At 57.3% G+C, this 15,270-nt stretch carries 13 protein-coding genes; 11 read left to right on the top strand and 2 right to left on the bottom strand.

Annotated features, from left to right (window positions below):
• Positions 1-195 precede the first annotated feature (195 nt).
• The 11 genes from rfbF (at position 196) to RQP54_RS19225 (ending at position 10,933) form a co-directional block, all read left to right on the top strand.
• Positions 196-969: a glucose-1-phosphate cytidylyltransferase gene (rfbF, locus tag RQP54_RS19275; RefSeq protein WP_315680170.1), complete on the top strand. Its 774-nt coding sequence runs from the start codon at positions 196-198 to the stop codon at positions 967-969.
• Positions 960-2,033, top strand: a complete 1,074-nt coding sequence (gene rfbG, locus RQP54_RS19270) for a CDP-glucose 4,6-dehydratase (RefSeq protein WP_315680169.1) — start codon at positions 960-962, stop codon at positions 2,031-2,033. The genes rfbF and rfbG overlap by 10 nt, the downstream gene beginning before the upstream one ends.
• Positions 2,030-2,584 (top strand): dTDP-4-dehydrorhamnose 3,5-epimerase family protein, encoded by a 555-nt coding sequence (locus tag RQP54_RS19265; RefSeq protein WP_315680168.1) that lies wholly within the window; start codon positions 2,030-2,032, stop codon positions 2,582-2,584. The genes rfbG and RQP54_RS19265 overlap by 4 nt, the downstream gene beginning before the upstream one ends.
• The gene (locus RQP54_RS19260; RefSeq protein ID WP_315680166.1) at positions 2,581-3,810 is read left to right on the top strand and encodes a class I SAM-dependent methyltransferase; all 1,230 of its coding nucleotides are present in this window, start codon (positions 2,581-2,583) and stop codon (positions 3,808-3,810) included. Before RQP54_RS19265 ends, RQP54_RS19260 begins: the two co-directional genes overlap by 4 nt.
• Complete coding sequence (locus RQP54_RS19255) at positions 3,807-4,970, top strand: DegT/DnrJ/EryC1/StrS family aminotransferase (protein WP_315680164.1); 1,164 nt, start codon at positions 3,807-3,809, stop codon at positions 4,968-4,970. The genes RQP54_RS19260 and RQP54_RS19255 overlap by 4 nt, the downstream gene beginning before the upstream one ends.
• A gap of 65 nt (positions 4,971-5,035) precedes the next feature.
• Entirely contained in the window at positions 5,036-5,647 is a 612-nt protein-coding gene (locus RQP54_RS19250) for an acetyltransferase (RefSeq protein WP_315680163.1), read from the top strand.
• An 18-nt stretch (positions 5,648-5,665) separates the two neighbouring features.
• Positions 5,666-6,886 carry a radical SAM protein gene (locus tag RQP54_RS19245; RefSeq protein ID WP_315680161.1) on the top strand — a complete coding sequence of 407 codons (1,221 nt, stop codon included), beginning with the start codon at positions 5,666-5,668 and terminating at the stop codon, positions 6,884-6,886.
• Between the two features lie 24 nt (positions 6,887-6,910).
• Entirely contained in the window at positions 6,911-7,165 is a 255-nt protein-coding gene (locus tag RQP54_RS19240) for an acyl carrier protein (protein WP_315680159.1), read from the top strand.
• A gap of 3 nt (positions 7,166-7,168) precedes the next feature.
• Entirely contained in the window at positions 7,169-8,575 is a 1,407-nt protein-coding gene (locus RQP54_RS19235; RefSeq protein ID WP_315680157.1) for a class I adenylate-forming enzyme family protein, read from the top strand.
• Positions 8,572-10,140 carry an aldehyde dehydrogenase family protein gene (locus tag RQP54_RS19230; protein WP_315680155.1) on the top strand — a complete coding sequence of 523 codons (1,569 nt, stop codon included), beginning with the start codon at positions 8,572-8,574 and terminating at the stop codon, positions 10,138-10,140. The genes RQP54_RS19235 and RQP54_RS19230 overlap by 4 nt, the downstream gene beginning before the upstream one ends.
• 16 nt (positions 10,141-10,156) lie before the next feature.
• The gene (locus RQP54_RS19225) at positions 10,157-10,933 is read left to right on the top strand and encodes a cephalosporin hydroxylase family protein (protein WP_315680153.1); all 777 of its coding nucleotides are present in this window, start codon (positions 10,157-10,159) and stop codon (positions 10,931-10,933) included.
• Between the two features lie 64 nt (positions 10,934-10,997).
• Here the strand turns inward: RQP54_RS19225 and RQP54_RS19220 are convergent, their stop codons facing one another.
• Together RQP54_RS19220 and RQP54_RS19215 are read right to left on the bottom strand one after the other, a co-directional pair.
• Positions 10,998-13,181 carry a tetratricopeptide repeat protein gene (locus tag RQP54_RS19220; protein WP_315680152.1) on the bottom strand — a complete coding sequence of 728 codons (2,184 nt, stop codon included), beginning with the start codon at positions 13,179-13,181 and terminating at the stop codon, positions 10,998-11,000.
• A 19-nt stretch (positions 13,182-13,200) separates the two neighbouring features.
• Positions 13,201-14,727, bottom strand: a complete 1,527-nt coding sequence (locus RQP54_RS19215) for a flagellin (RefSeq protein ID WP_315680151.1) — start codon at positions 14,725-14,727, stop codon at positions 13,201-13,203.
• Positions 14,728-15,270: the final 543 nt, after the last annotated feature.

The raw sequence follows: 15,270 nt of genomic DNA, 5'->3' as shown, positions 1-15,270 counted from the left end.
AGTCTGCGTTGCGGGTCGGATGACGCGAAATGGTTTGTAGGGAAAAAACCTACAAACCCAGTGATGCTTGTTTGCAATTGTGGTCGTGGCGAGCAGACCCAAGGACATGAATAACGCAGCAATCGGGGTGCTTTTCGTTCGCACCCGTGTATCGCTTGTCGGCAGAATGTGTCCAATCTTTAGCGTGGAAATGCCATGAAAGCTGTCATTCTTGCGGGCGGGTTGGGAACCCGGATTTCGGAAGAGACCCAACTCAAACCAAAGCCGATGATCGAGATCGGCGGGAAGCCCATTCTTTGGCACATCATGAAAATCTACAGCGCCCATGGCGTCCATGATTTCGTGGTGTGTTGCGGCTACCGCGGTTATGTCATCAAGGAGTACTTTGCGAACTACTTCCTCCATATGTCTGACGTGACGTTCGACATGACCAACAACCGCATGGAAGTGCATCATCGCCATGCGGAGCCTTGGCGCGTCACGTTGGTGGATACGGGTGAGCACACCATGACCGGAGGGCGGCTGCGTCGCGTGGCGGAGTACGTCAAGGAAGAGGAGGCATTCTGTTTCACGTACGGTGATGGTGTCGCAGACGTCGATGTCGCTGCGTCGATCCGGTTCCATCAAGCGCACGGGCGCATGGCCACTGTGACAGCGGTTCAACCCCCAGGTCGCTACGGCGCCTTGGATCTTCAGGGTGAATCGGTGCGCGGGTTTACCGAAAAGCCGCGAGGGGATGGCGGCTTTATCAATGGGGGGTTCTTCGTCCTGTCGCCCCGATGTTTGGAGCGACTGAACGGCGATGAGGATAGTTGGGAGGGCGAGCCCTTGACCGGACTCGCATCTGAAGGGCAATTGATGGCATACCCCCATCTTGGATTCTGGCAACCTATGGACACGTTGCGTGACAAGAACAACCTGGAGTCTCTTTGGGCTAGCGGGCGTGCGCCCTGGAAAGTATGGTCATGACGTCTCCGAGGTCCGAGTTCTGGAGCGGCAAGCGAGTCCTCGTCACAGGGCACACGGGGTTCAAGGGTGCATGGTTGTGCCACTGGCTGCTTCGTCTGGGCGCTCAGGTCAGCGGATTGGCCTTGGATCCATCCAGTACTCCGGCGCTGTATGACTTGCTCGCCTTGTCGGATCGACTGGCGCACGACTTTCGAATTGATATTCGCAACCGCGCGCAGGTAGGGCCGGCGGTCGCGCGGGCTAACCCTGAAATCGTATTGCATCTCGCGGCCCAGGCCCTGGTGCGACCGAGTTATCGGGCCCCGGTAGAAACCTTTGATGTAAACGTCATGGGCACTGTCCATGTGCTGGAAGCGCTTCGCCATTGCGATGCCACCAAAGTGGCGGTGATCGTGACGACTGACAAGGTGTATCGCAATGAGGAGGGGGCTCACCCCTATGGGGAAACGGACCACCTGGGGGGGTACGATCCTTATAGTGCGAGCAAGGCTGCATGTGAAATCGCAGTGGCCTCGTACCGCCAGAGCTTTTTGCAGCAAGCTGGTATCGCTACTGCCACTGCGCGCGCAGGGAACGTAATCGGTGGGGGGGACTGGGCTGAGGACCGTTTGTTGCCCGATGCCGTGCGCGCATGGCATGCAGGACAGCCGGTTGAGGTTCGCAATCCCAGCGCATTGCGGCCTTGGCAGCATGTGCTGGAGCCGCTGGGGGGGTACTTGTGCCTGGCTCAGTCACTGTGGAATTCTCCTGACCAGGCGCAGGCATGGAACTTTGGCCCGTTGGGTCGAGACTGCAACACCGTTGGCGAATTGCTGGAAATCGCGGCGTTGGCATGGGGTGGTCGTGCGCGGATCGAGGTGCGGGCCGATCAGCGCTTCCATGAGGCCGGAACCTTGCTGCTGGACGCTTCCAAAGCGCAGCGAGCGCTGGGGTACCAGCCGCACTGGGGTACACACGAGGGTGTGCGCCGCAGCATTTCATGGTATCGGGCCTATTACAGACAGCCAACCAGTGCCCGCGTCCTGTGCGATGCCGATATTGACGCCTGGGGAGCCGCAGCGTGACTTTGCGGCTTTCACCCTTGCCCCTGTCCGGTCTGTACGAGGTGGTTCGTATACCGAGGGAAGACGAGCGTGGGTGGTTTGAGCGCCTGTACTGTGCCGATGAATTGCGCAGTGCCGGATGGCGCATGCCTATCGCCCAAGTCAATCGGAGCTTCACGCGCACTGCGGGAACCGTCCGCGGGTTGCATTTTCAGTACCCACCCCACCAGGAAATGAAGTTGATCACTTGCTTGCGTGGGGCGGTTTGGGATGTGGTCGTGGACGTACGAAAGGGATCGAATACCTTTTTGAAATGGCATGGCTGCACATTGCACGCAGGAGGATTTGCGCTGCTGGTTCCAGAAGGGTTCGCCCATGGCTTTCAGGCGCTGACGAATGACGCGGAATTGCTCTACGTACATTCGCGACCGTATTCCCGTAGCGCAGAGGGAGGCTTGCATGTCGCTGACCCGGCATTGTCAATCTCCTGGCCGTTGCCTCTGCACAGCCAGTCTGAGCGAGATCAGTCGTTCGAAATGATAGGGCCGGATTTTTCCGGAGTCGAACTATGAAGTGCCGACATTGTGGTCATGAATTGACGCGCAGCTTCCTTGATCTTGGAACCGCGCCTGCATCCAACGCCTACTTGGATGAATCGAATCTGCGCAGTTCCGAGATGTGGCACCCACTGCGCCTGCTGGTATGTGAGTCCTGCTGGCTGGTCCAGACCGAAGACTATGCCAGCAGGGAAGATCTCTTCAGTCCGGACTATGCCTATTTCAGCTCGTATTCATCGTCCTGGCTTGCGCATGCCAAAGGCTATGTCGATGCAATGGTGGAGCGTTACGCGCTGGATGCTTGCAGTCGCGTCGTGGAAGTGGCTGCCAATGATGGCTACCTGCTTCAGTACGTTCAGGAACGGGGGATACCGTGCTACGGAATCGAACCCACCCACAGTACGGCAGAAGCGGCCAGGAGCCGTGGTCTTTCCATCTACGAGTCGTTCTTTGGTGTCGAGTTGGCCACCTCGCTGGCCCTGAACGGCTTGACGGCCGATCTCATGGTTGCCAACAACGTGCTGGCACACGTTCCCGATATCAACGATTTCCTGCGAGGGTTTGCACTATTGCTCAAACCAGATGGTGTCGCGACGTTCGAATTTCCGCATCTGTTGCGCATGGTTCAGGAGTCCCAGTTTGATACGGTCTACCATGAACACTACTCTTATCTCTCATTGCATTGCCTTGAGCAGATATTTCTTCGCAATGGATTGCAAGTGTTTGATGTCGAGCAACTCACGACCCATGGTGGGAGCTTGCGCTTGCACACGCAACGCAGCGATGCAGGCAGGCGCCCGGTCGCGTCGGCTGTGCCATCGCTTATTGCGCAGGAGCGTGCCGCAGGCATCGATTCCCAGGCCTTCTACGCGGACTTCCAGGCCAGGGCGATTGAGCTCAAATGCCAATTGCTGACCTTTCTGCTGCAGGCACGCAGTGCAGGACAACGCGTGGGCGCCTACGGTGCAGCCGCGAAGGGCAACACTTTGCTGAATTTTGCTGGCGTGCGTCCTGATCTGCTTCCTTACGTGGTGGATCGCAACCCGGCAAAACAAGGCAAATACTTGCCGGGTAGCCGTATTCCCATCGTCAACGAAGACCATTTGCGCGCGGACCGTCCTGATTGGGTGCTACTCCTGCCATGGAATCTGGAAACAGAGCTGAGGGAACAACTTGCATACGTCGAGGATTGGGGTGGAAAGCTGATTACCACAGTCAAGGTGGGCGAGGTGTTGCCATGAGCACTATGGCGGCCGACTCCTCTGTCGTAGAGGCGCATGGTGCGCGGGTTGTACTGAGCAAACCCTCAATCACTGATCTCGAGCTGCGGTATGTGGCCGAGGCGGCCCGGGATGCCTGGGGCGAGTCCTGCTATCAATGGATCCACCGTTTCGAAGCGGATTTTGCGCGTTACATCGGAGTGAAGTACGCAGTGGCGACGTCCAGTGGCACGGGCGCACTGCATTTGGGGCTGTTGGCGTTGGGTTTGACGGCGGGCGATGAAGTCATCCTGGCAGATACAAATTGGATTGCAACTGTTGCACCCATCACCTACGTTGGGGCCGTGCCGGTGTTCGTCGATATAGATCCTGATACCTGGTGTCTGGATGTTGAGCAAGTTCGCAACGCCCTGAGCCCCCGCACCCGTGCAGTCATTGCGACCCATCTGTATGGGAACGCCTGTGACATGGATGCATTGCGCATGCTGTGCCAGAAGGCCAAGGTCGCGTTGATCGAGGATGCCGCCGAGGCATTGGGTACGACTTGGAATGGGCAAATGGTTGGGTCCATGGGCGCCTTTGGTATTTTTTCCTTTCACGGCTCCAAGACCATCACGACAGGAGAGGGGGGCATGTGGGTCAGCAATGATGCGGACCTGCACGCTACGGTTCGTCAGATCAATAACCATGGCCGCGCCATCGGGGACAGCAGGCAGTTTTGGCCTGAGCGCATTGGCCTGAAATACCGCATGAGCGATCTGCAGGCGGCCATGGGTTGCGCTCAGCTTGAGCGAATTGAATTCATCTTGCAGAAGAAACGAGCCATACTCGCGCGGTACCGCGAACTGCTGGCGGGGCTGGAAACTGTTCGCCTGAATCCGGAACCTCCATTGGTGCGACATGGCGCATGGATGCCTAATGTCGTGTTCGATGCTGCCCTGGGACTGAAGCACGGGCAGATATTTGATGCCTTTCGCGCCGCAAACATTGATGCACGGCCATTCTTTTGGCCGCTGAGCCATCTCGGATTGTTTGGCGGAGCTGCGAACTTTGAATCGCATGCCTGGAAGATCCAGCAGCTGTCCGTCAATCTTCCCAGTTTTGTTGATATGCGAGAGGATGAGATCGAACGGGTCGTTGCTGTGGTCCGATCCCTGGCGGACCGGAGGGGGGGGCAGTGAGTCACGCTCAACCCTTCCTCATTTACGGAACCAGTGGCCAAGCGCGCGTAGCAGCCACTGCCATCATGCCGCATGCCGACGTCCTTGGGTTTGTGGTTGCCGACGAAGTGTTTGTCCCTGGCTCAATGCTGTGCGGCAGGCCGGTGTATCCCCTGAGTGAAATTCAAGAGCGGGTCCCGCCGCTGACCTGCGGCGTGCTCGTAGCCGCTTCCTACCGAGAAATGAATGGCATGCGCGTCAGGCGCAGTGAAGACCTGTGGGCGCTGGGGTACCGTCCCGCAAGCTTCGTGTCGCCGCGTGCCTGGGTAGCACAAGATACTGTCATCGAGAGCAATACCCTGATCCTGGACGGCGTGTCCATTCATTCAGGGACCCGTGTAGGACAGGGCAGTTTCATCAGCAGCGGAGCAGTTATCGGTCATGATTGCATCATTGGCGACTACAACTGGATTGGCTCCGCTGCAGTGTTTGCGGGGTGCGTGCAGTCCGGTGCACGCTGTTTTTTTGGTTTGCGTGCCACCGTGACCCAGCATGTCCAGTTGGGACAGCGAGTCTATGTGGGCGCCACAGCCCTTGTCACCAAGAACCTGCCTGACGGTGCAGTTCAGGTTCATTCCCAGAGCGCCAAACCCATTGACATGGACAGCATGCGCTATTGCGCGCTCGTTACACCCTGATTCACGAAGGAGAACCTTATGTCGGCATCGCCACTTCTTTCCCCAACAGACTCCCCCATCGTTCCCAAAGTAGGGAAGACTCTTGCCCTGCAAGACAAGTTGACGCAGCGCTCGGTTCTCGAGCGCGTTCGGGCGACCGATTGGAGCAAGTCTTCTCCGGCTCCCTTTGTCGTGGAGTTCGATCCGACCACCGCCTGCAATCTGGCCTGCCCGGACTGCATTAGCCGCGATCTCTTGAATCAAGGCTATTTCACTCGCGACCGAATCCGCGAACTAACCCGTGAAATGGTATCTGCAGGGGTCAAGGCCGTAGTGCTGATTGGAGGAGGAGAACCTCTTGCTCACCCTGAAATTCGCTGGGTGATCAACTACCTGCATGAACACGGCGTGAAGTTGGGCTTGACTACCAACGGTACGCTCATGCACAAGTTCATGGATGTTCTACCCACCAAATTTGACTGGATCCGTGTGTCCATGGATGCAGGCACCGCAGAGACATTCCAGAAAATCCGACCTTCGGCCTCTGGCAAATCACTGTTCGATGATGTTGTGGACAACATGCGTGCCCTGGCGAAAGTGAAGACCGGAAAACTGGGCTATTCATTCATGCTGTATGCAGAGGGGCATTTTGATCGTCAATCAACGCAGGGGCGTGTGGTCATCCCCCTTCAGCCTGCCTTCAATGGGCGTGCACCCGCGCAGCCATACAACAATATTGATGAGATCTATCAGGCCGCGGAGTTGGCCAAGGAGATCGGGTGCGATTATTTCGAAATCAAGCCCATGTACGACGAACACCACTTTCTTGTGTTGATGAATCCCAGCCTGTCGAGTCGGGCTCAGGCGTTGTCACTGCAAGCAAAGTCGTTGGAGAGCGATCAATTCAAGGTCCTGATGGCTACCAAGATGAAAGACTATTTCGCTGGCGTGAGTGATATAGAAAAGAAATCCTATTCACGTTGCGCAGTGGCGCAGCTACGTACGCTCGTTACACCGTCGGGGGTCTATGTCTGCCCGTACTTCCGCGGGCGAGACGACAAGCGCATTGGCGATGTTACTGAAACCGATTTCCAGTCCATCTGGAACGGACAGCAGCGTAAGGACGTAATGAATCAGCTGAACCCATCGCACGATTGCAAAATGCATTGCATTCGGCATGATTCAAACCTGTTCCTCGAATCCATGATCGCTGATGGCGTGAAGGTCTTGCCGACCGATGACTTCGATTTGTTTATCTGAACGTATTGGCCGAGGGGCGCTGACATGACGGTTGTCAAAGATGTTGCGGATTGGTTGCAATTACGCGGAGCACTGGCTGTACCAGCGGACGATGAAGACCTTTATCGGAGCGGATACCTCGATTCGTTTGGGCTGGTTGAGCTGATCGCTTTTTGTGAGGCTAGGTATGCTGTGACGTTCGAGGATGCGGATTTCGTCGACCCCGCATTCCGTACATTGCGTGGGCTGGCGGCCATAGTGGCTGCGCGAGGCGGCAGCGTGGTGACCTCGCAGGAGTAGACGGTGGTTGCATCGCTGGTGTTGTGGGAGGCGGTGATCGCCAAGCATGCAGAGCGCTCTGCCATCGAATTTCTCGACGGCGAGCAGTGGACCTATGGACAACTCTGGGCAAACGCTCAGCAATTCGCGAATGACTTGCGCGCACGCCATGGATTGGTCCCAGGGGATGCAGTGCTTGTCCAGTATCGCGGGGCCCGGCAGGCCTTGCTTCATCTGTTTGGTGCGATGCACGGCGGATGGCGCGTGTGTCCTATCAGTTCAACGGCTCCGTCGCGCTACATCCAAGCTGCCAGCGACCTGGTGCGGCCGAAGCTCAGTTTGCTCAATGACGCTGTGGTGCACGAGCCATCGAACCGTGACGTGGCAGAACACCTTGGGGGGTTCTTGATCGCACTCAGTTCCGGCTCCACCGGCCAGCCAAAGGCGATACAACACTCGCTGCAACACTATCTGGCCAGTGCCGTAGCTTTCGGAAACCTGTCCCAGTTCGGAACACACACGCGGCTCTACCATGTGTTGCCCTGGGTGTATATGGCAGGGATTTTGAATGCCTGTCTAGCTGTGTTGTCATGTGGTGGCACGGTCATCGAGGGGGAGCCTTTTCAGGCCATGGGGGGAGCTACGTTGGCACTGTCGGCCTTGCGGCGCAGCGCCAACACACTCAGTTTGGTTCCTACCATGGCTTCCAGCATGGTCTTCCTCACTCGCAACGCAGATGTGCTGAAGCAGTTTCCGCTGCAAATCCAGCAGGTGCAATGCACTTCGGCGCCCATACCAAAGGGATTGCGTGAGCAGTTCCTTGCGAAGTTCCAGGCTCCGCTACGGGATTGCTACGGGATCACGGAAGTCGGGGGGCCGGTGAGTCTTCAGACAGAAGAAGATGCTCGTGCTATGAATGATTTCTCGGTGCCTGCCGAGGCGTACACCATTGGTCTGGCCGCTCGAGATGACAACGAAGGTAGCGAGCTGATGGTCGGGTCGCCATTTTCGATGATGGGATACCTTGAGGCCGGGTCTCTGGCCGCTTCCGTTGCGCAGCCTTTCCCGACGGGTGATCTGGCCGAATCCGAATTTGGACGGATTCGCATCATTGGGCGCATCAAGGATCTGATCATCCGTGGGGGGTATAACATTTCACCGCAATATGTTGAATCCGTCGTCAGCCAATGCGCGGGGGTACGGGAGTCCGCTGTGGTAGGGTATGACGCTGGCTTGGCGGGTGAGCGGATGGCGTTATTTGTAAGCCTGTGGGACGACACAGCGGCGGCGCGCAGCGCATTGCAGCTCTACCTGGCGGCGGAGTTGCAGAGTGTGGAGCAGGCTGACAAAGTGATCGTACTCGCCGAACTTCCGCGACTGTACAACGGCAAGCTCGATAAGCCCAGTCTGCGAGCCATGATCAACGTATGAGGAACCAGACCTTGGCTCGCAAAGAGGAATCTCAGGCGATAGATTCGTTCGACGATGTCGCACAGTTCGAGGCCATTGCCGAGCAATTGGTCTGGCCCCAGACTTCCTGGGTGGGAAATGCCTGGGTCGATTGCGGAACACAGCAAACGATGCCGCTTCGGCGTAGCCCCGTGGATGGGCGCATCTTGCCTGCGCTGTTCGAGGGAGATATGGCCCTGGTGGATGACGCCGTGAGTCAGGCGCGCAGTGCATTTCACCGCGGTGACTGGGCACACCTGTCCCCTGCTTCACGCAAGCAAGTGCTACTGCAGATGGCGGTGTTGCTCGAGGCCCATGCGACCGAGCTTTGCGTTATGGATTGTCTGAGCATGGGCAAACCCTACGCGCGGCTGGTGCAGCAGGATGCTGTCAAGGCGGCCGAATGTTTCCGCTGGTTCGCCGAATGGATTGATAAGGTCCAAGGCGAGTATGTCCCCGCCAATGGGGAACGGATCGGATGGGTTGAAAAAACCCCTTTGGGCGTCGTTGCAGCGATTACACCCTGGAACTATCCACTGGAAAACATCGCCTGGAAGCTGGCACCCGCATTGGCCGCGGGGAACTGCGTGGTATTGAAACCTGCAGAGCAGAGTAGCTACAGTGCCCTGCGGTTTGCGCAGCTTGCCGCGCAAGCGGGGCTGCCCGCCCATGTGCTGAACGTTGTGGTTGGTTCGGGCGAAACGGTTGGGCAGTATCTCGTGGAACACCCGGACGTCAGTGCCGTGTTTTTCACCGGTTCCAGTCGAACGGGGCGGACGGTCTGCAATTCGGCTTCACGTCATCGCATCAAGCCTGTCAGTGTTGAGTGTGGCGGCAAGAGCCCGGCGCTCATCTGGCATGGTTGCAGCAATCTTCAAGAGGCTGTAGAGGAGGTCTGTGGGAGGGTGTTCGGCAACGCGGGTCAAACCTGTAATGCACCGTCGAGGTTGATCGTCGCCCGTCCATTGCTGGACCAAGTTCGTCAGATCATTGTGGGGATTTCCGGCACTCACGTTCCATGTGATCCGCGAGTGGGCCGACCACAGCACGGCGCCCTATGCAGCCACTTTGATGTGGAGCGCATCGATGCTCTGGTACGTACTGCCACCGACGAGGGTGCCGAATTGTGGGTCGGTGGATCGCCTGCAGATGTCGTTCCGGGAGGTGCCTACTACTTGCCCACGGTGCTGGGGAACGTCGCGCCCCATGGAGCTTTGGCACAACAAGAAGTGTTTGGCCCCGTACTGTCCGTCTTTACCGTTGATCATCTGGACGATGCCATCGCGCTGGCGAACGACAGTCGGTATGCGCTGGCTGCGGGCATCTATACAGACCACCTTGGCGATGCATTGGCATTCCAGCGTGGGGTGTACGCGGGAAACGTGTATATCAATGGCTGGGGGATGGATGATATTTCTGTGCCCTTCGGGGGACTTGGCGACTCTGGCAACGGGACCAAGGACAAAGGGCTGCGGGCTTTCGAAAAATGCTTTGCCAGCCGTTCCATCACCATCTGTACCAAGCGTCGTGCCCCTGGCCCTACCTGATTGAGGAGATATGACCATGCGAAACGTTGAATTCGAGCAAGAGCGGGAACATCGCCTTCAAAGCTACCGGGAGGATGATTCATTTGCAGCGCTGTCTCGCCATTGGTTGCAGGCGTCGATGGAGCGCAAGTATGTCTACAACTTCGACTGGATGGGGCGCCCGATCATCCAGTATCCGCAGGACATGGTCGCCGTTCAGGAGTTGGTTTGGCGCGTGCGTCCGGATGTGATCATTGAAACCGGGATCGCTCACGGTGGTTCTCTGGTCCTTTCTGCATCCTTGCTGGCCTTGCTCGACATGGCTGATGCCATTGCTGAAAAGCGCACCCTGGATCCTGCCGCCTCGTCGCGGCGTGTGATCGGTGTAGACATCGACATTCGCAAGCACAACCGAGAGGCCATTGAGGCGCATCCCATGGCCAGCCGGATCCACCTGCTTCAGGGATCGTCGGTAGACGCCTCCACCATTGACCAGGTGCGGGCACTAGTCCCATCCGGTGCGAAAGTCATGGTGTTTCTGGACTCGATGCATACCCATGCACATGTTCTTCAGGAACTCCAGGCCTATGCTTCACTGGTTTCCGTTGGCAGCTATTGCGTCGTCTTTGACACGTTTGTCGAAGACATGCCACCGCACTTCTTTCCTGACCGACCATGGGATGTAGGCGACAACCCGATGACGGCGGTGCAGCAGTGGCTCCAAGACCATCCCGAGTTTGAGATTGATTTCACTATGCAATCCAAGCTCATGGTCACCGTGGCACCATCGGGGTTCCTGCGGCGCATCGACTGACCGGGTCAGGGGCGCGAATGCCCCTTGTGCTGATGGGCTCCACTCACTCAGTGGTAGCACGTGGTTATGCCGGCTGATGGCCTTGCATCAAGGCTTTGGTTGCGAATTGCATGTAGGTCACGGCGAAAGCCAAGTTGCCGCAGTGCTCTTCAATTTCACTGAGCACTGTCAATGCAATCGGGTCATGTGGGTGTGCGCACAGGAGGTGCTCCGCAAATTCCGTTGCAGCCTTCCATGCGCCGGTCAACGGTTGTCCTGCGACCGGGGGGGGCGAGCGTTTTGCGAGTTCAAGCATCTCCAGCAGCTGGCTTCGGGCCTGCGTCTTCGTCACGCGAATACCCGGGGCGATGCCAACGGTTTCCGTGCCGCGATCCATCAGTGATTCTGGTGGGTTCTGAGCCCAATGTTCGCACAGGGAATCCTGGGTTGCGTGGTCATTGGGGGCCTCCATGGCGGATACCCAACGGTGCCACATGGAGCGAAGCGCAACGCCGAACATGGGGCAGACCAGTTCATCGCGCAGGAGCGAGGACTGCTCAACCGCGTCCCTCAGTCCGAGGCGCAACTCATTGAGAGCCCTGATGTCACTGGCAAGTGAACTCGCAATGGCTACATACGACGCCTCGTCCTGAGCGAGCCACTCGGTGCGGTTCAGGCATTGCAGCACGCCAGCCGTAATGCGGCCCATGTGGCTGCGTCCCAGCATGGATACCACAGGGAGGCCCATCCAGACGACATCGAGCGAGGTTGCACCGCCCGTCATCGGGAAGGTGTCCAAGGCAATGTCTACGTCGTGGTAGGTCAGGTATTGGTTCTTGTATTCGCGGGGGACCAGAATCAGGCGGTCCTCCGCAATGCCCAGCGTCCTGCAGCGCTCGATGTATCGTTGTGTGAATTCGGGCAGTTCGAACCCCTTGCCTTCGATCAGAAATTTGGAGCCTGGCACCGTGTTCAGTATGGCGCCCCATGTCCTCAAGACCTGATCCGTGACCTTGCCCAGGTTGTTGCACGATCCAAAGGTGACATATCCATTGCGCAGGGCGGGTGCTGGTTGTACCTGGTACGCCGGCTGGTAGCGCCACAGCGGATTTCTGCTCAGGGGGCGATAGGTGCAGGGCCGCATGGGCATGCGCAACAGCGTTTCAACGTAATCAGCTTGCGCATTGTCCGGGTCGGTAACCTGGTCGGAAATGAAGTAGTCCACGGACTGCAGACCTGTGGTTCCGGGGAAGCCGATAAAGGACGCCTGGATGGGGGCCGCCTTGTGCGCCATGCTCACCAAGCCGTGGTGCGCAGTATGGCCCGCCAAGTCAATCAGGATGTCGATCTCGTGATTCTGTATACACCGCCAACGACTTTCACTGGAAAGATGATGAACATCGATGAAATGGTCAAGGTGTTTTTTGACGCGTTCCGTGACGTAGTCTTGCTTTGGGTGTAGATAAAACCCGAACAGTTCGAACTGACGCCGGTCCAGATTGGCAAACAGGCCCTCCGCGAAGACCATGACAGAATGCATCCGCAGGTCAGGTGAGAGGAAGCCCACCTTGAGTCTGCGCCATGGGTCGCGATTGCGATCGGCAAATGACGCCCATTTGGCTCGCAATGGCGCTTCGATGGCGACGGAGAAAGCTTCGGCCGCTTGACGAATGTCGTGTGCCGTGGTGTCCGGATCTGCCAACATAAACAGCATCCGATTGGTGTGGTTGACAACGTTGTCAGGGGCAATCTCGATGCCCCGAATTGAGTCTTCTACCGCCTGCTTGATATACCCCAATTCGCGGCCATGGATGGCTCGTTGATTGAAGGCCAAGAAGCGCTCTTCTGGCGTGCGCGCCAACTCTAGTGCTTTGTCTGCTGCGGCATAGCCCCGCTTGTGGTGGCTTGTTTCATAGCACGTGGCAGCTAAAGTGCTCCATAGAAGCGAGTTGTCCGCGCAAAGCTGCGTTGCTCTTTCAGCGTGGGGGAGCGCTTCGTCGGAGCGACCCTGGGCAAGCAATAGCTTGCAGTAGTTCACCAATAGCTCTGGGTCATCAGGAATCAACGAAGCTGACTTGGCATATGTCTGAAGAGCTTCATTGGTACGGTCTTGCTGATGAATCGAAAATCCAAGAAATCGATGCGCCTTGATGTTCCGGGGGTCGCTGAGTATTGTGTCCCGGCACAGACGCTCCAGCTCTGGCCACGCTTTTGCATGCCACAGCGTTTTGAATGCGTCGGTTTCGTTTTCTATGGTTAATGCATCCATGGCAGATTGACGTCATGCCTCATTGGCGCAACAGGGTCAAAACCCCCTGGGGCAACTGGTTTGCTTGCGCCACCATCGCCGTACCTGCCTGCTGCAAGATCTGCGTCCGGGCCAAATTGGCCGTTTCCATCGCAAAGTCCGCATCCTGAATGCGTGAACGGGAAGCGCTGAGATTCTCGGACATCGTGTTCAGGCTGGCGATGGTGTTTTCGAAGCGCGACTGCAAGGCGCCGAATTTGGCTCGTTGCCCCGCGATCACCTGGATCGCCGAGTCCACGATGCTCAATGAGCGCGATGCTGCGTCGAAAGTGGACACATCGAGATTGGCGACGGCCTGCATTTGACTGGTCGCTGCTGTCGCCAGGAAATAGGATGCCCCAGTTCCCGAAGCCCCATTGGGAGCGTCAACACTGAAAGATTTGTCGGAGTCCAATGTCAATGCGCCAGAAACATAGAGTGAGTCACCGGCAGCTGCACTCACGGTACTGGACCCTAATCCCATCGTGATCGAGCCACCGGAAGCCGCTGTGTTGAAGACCTTGATATCGGCGCCACTCTCATTGGTCAGCGTGATTCCGGTGCCCCCGGAATTGATTTTCGCGGTGATCCCCGTGGTGGCCGACTTGTCATTGAATGCAGTCACCGCAGCGGATAGCGTGTCGTTGTTGATCGGTGAACCTACGGTGAAAGCAATACTGACTGGGGTCGTGTTGTTGGACGTGATCGACAGCGTGTAGCTTTGTCCTGCGGTCGGTACCAGGTCTGTCGACGTTCGTGCGGTCGCTGTCACCCCCGTCGTTCCCGACTGAGCATTGATCTTCGATGCCACCGTTGCTGCGCTGTCACCGGTGGCGACGGAAACGTTAGCGCTTCCGGAGGAACCATTGACAACCAGGGTATCGGACACGATCAGGCTTGCCGCACCGGAGCCGGTAGTCCCCGTGACGGTCGTAAGGTTGGCTCCTGCGGTAGAGCCGATGACCAGGTCACCGGGACCTGCTGCAGTGGAGGCGACCTCCGCGCCGATGCGGAAGTTCCCGTACTTGGTGGTGCTGAAATTACCGGTGGTGGCAATGATCGTCTGGTTGGCGTTGGCGCCGACCTGGAACGTGGCCGAGGTGAAACTGCCGTCCAGAATATTCTGTCCGTTGAACTGGGCGGTTTTGGCAATGCGATCCAGTTCGGAGGTCAGCTGGCTCACTTCAGCATTGAGCGCCGCGCGATCCGAGGCGCTGTTGGTGGCGTTGGCCGATTGCACCGCGAGTTCGCGAATCCGCTGCAGCGTGGAAGAGGCACTGCCCAAAGCACCTTCGGCCACTTGGGCCAACGAAATGCCGTCATTGGCATTGCGTGCTGCTTGGTTGAGTCCACGCACCTGAGAGGTCATTCGTTCGGCAATGGCCAGCCCTGCTGCATCATCCTTGGCGCTGTTGATGCGCAGGCCACTGGAGAGGCGTTGCATGGATGTGCTCAAGGATCCTTGCGACGTCGCCAGATTGCGCTGGGCATTCAGCGACTGGATATTGGTATTGATAGTTGAGGCCATTGCGAGACTCCTAGTGAAAACTTGAAACCGGCGTCGCCGCCGATTGCAAATTCATGTGTTGCAGGCAATCAGTAACGATGGGCAAATTGTGGAGAGGCCTGCTGGAGACAAAAAAACAATAAGCGGCCGAAATCACAGCCATTTTTGCTGGGTACGGCAAAACTTAATAAGGGTTAACCCTTAATTTTGCGAATTGCCGGGAAATATCGGTGTTGATCGCCGATGGGCTGCATGCATCAAGTGGTCAGCCTGGTGGCGAAGATCAAATTAAAGTTTTCACGGCATCTCCCGAAAACAAACCCAACGGGCTCTTAGGTGGGTTCGTCGTCCGGCAAGCGTCACGGTGGCGCACCGGTCAAAACGGGTTGGCAGCCATGCCAGCTTTTTGAGATCGGCATGTCGCCGGAACTTGTGAGCTTATTAAGGAGTTAGCAAAATGACAGCAACCATCAACACCAATGTGAACTCGCTGACGGCCCAGAGGAACCTGACCAACTCGCAGTCCTCCTTGGCGACCTCGATGCAGCGTTTGTCCTCTGGTTT

It is taken from the genome of Curvibacter sp. APW13 (assembly GCF_032337135.1).
Lineage (GTDB): Bacteria > Pseudomonadota > Gammaproteobacteria > Burkholderiales > Burkholderiaceae_C > Allorhodoferax.
The sequence above is the reverse complement of the archived record's forward strand: the minus strand, read 5'-3'. Positions and strand labels throughout refer to the sequence as shown.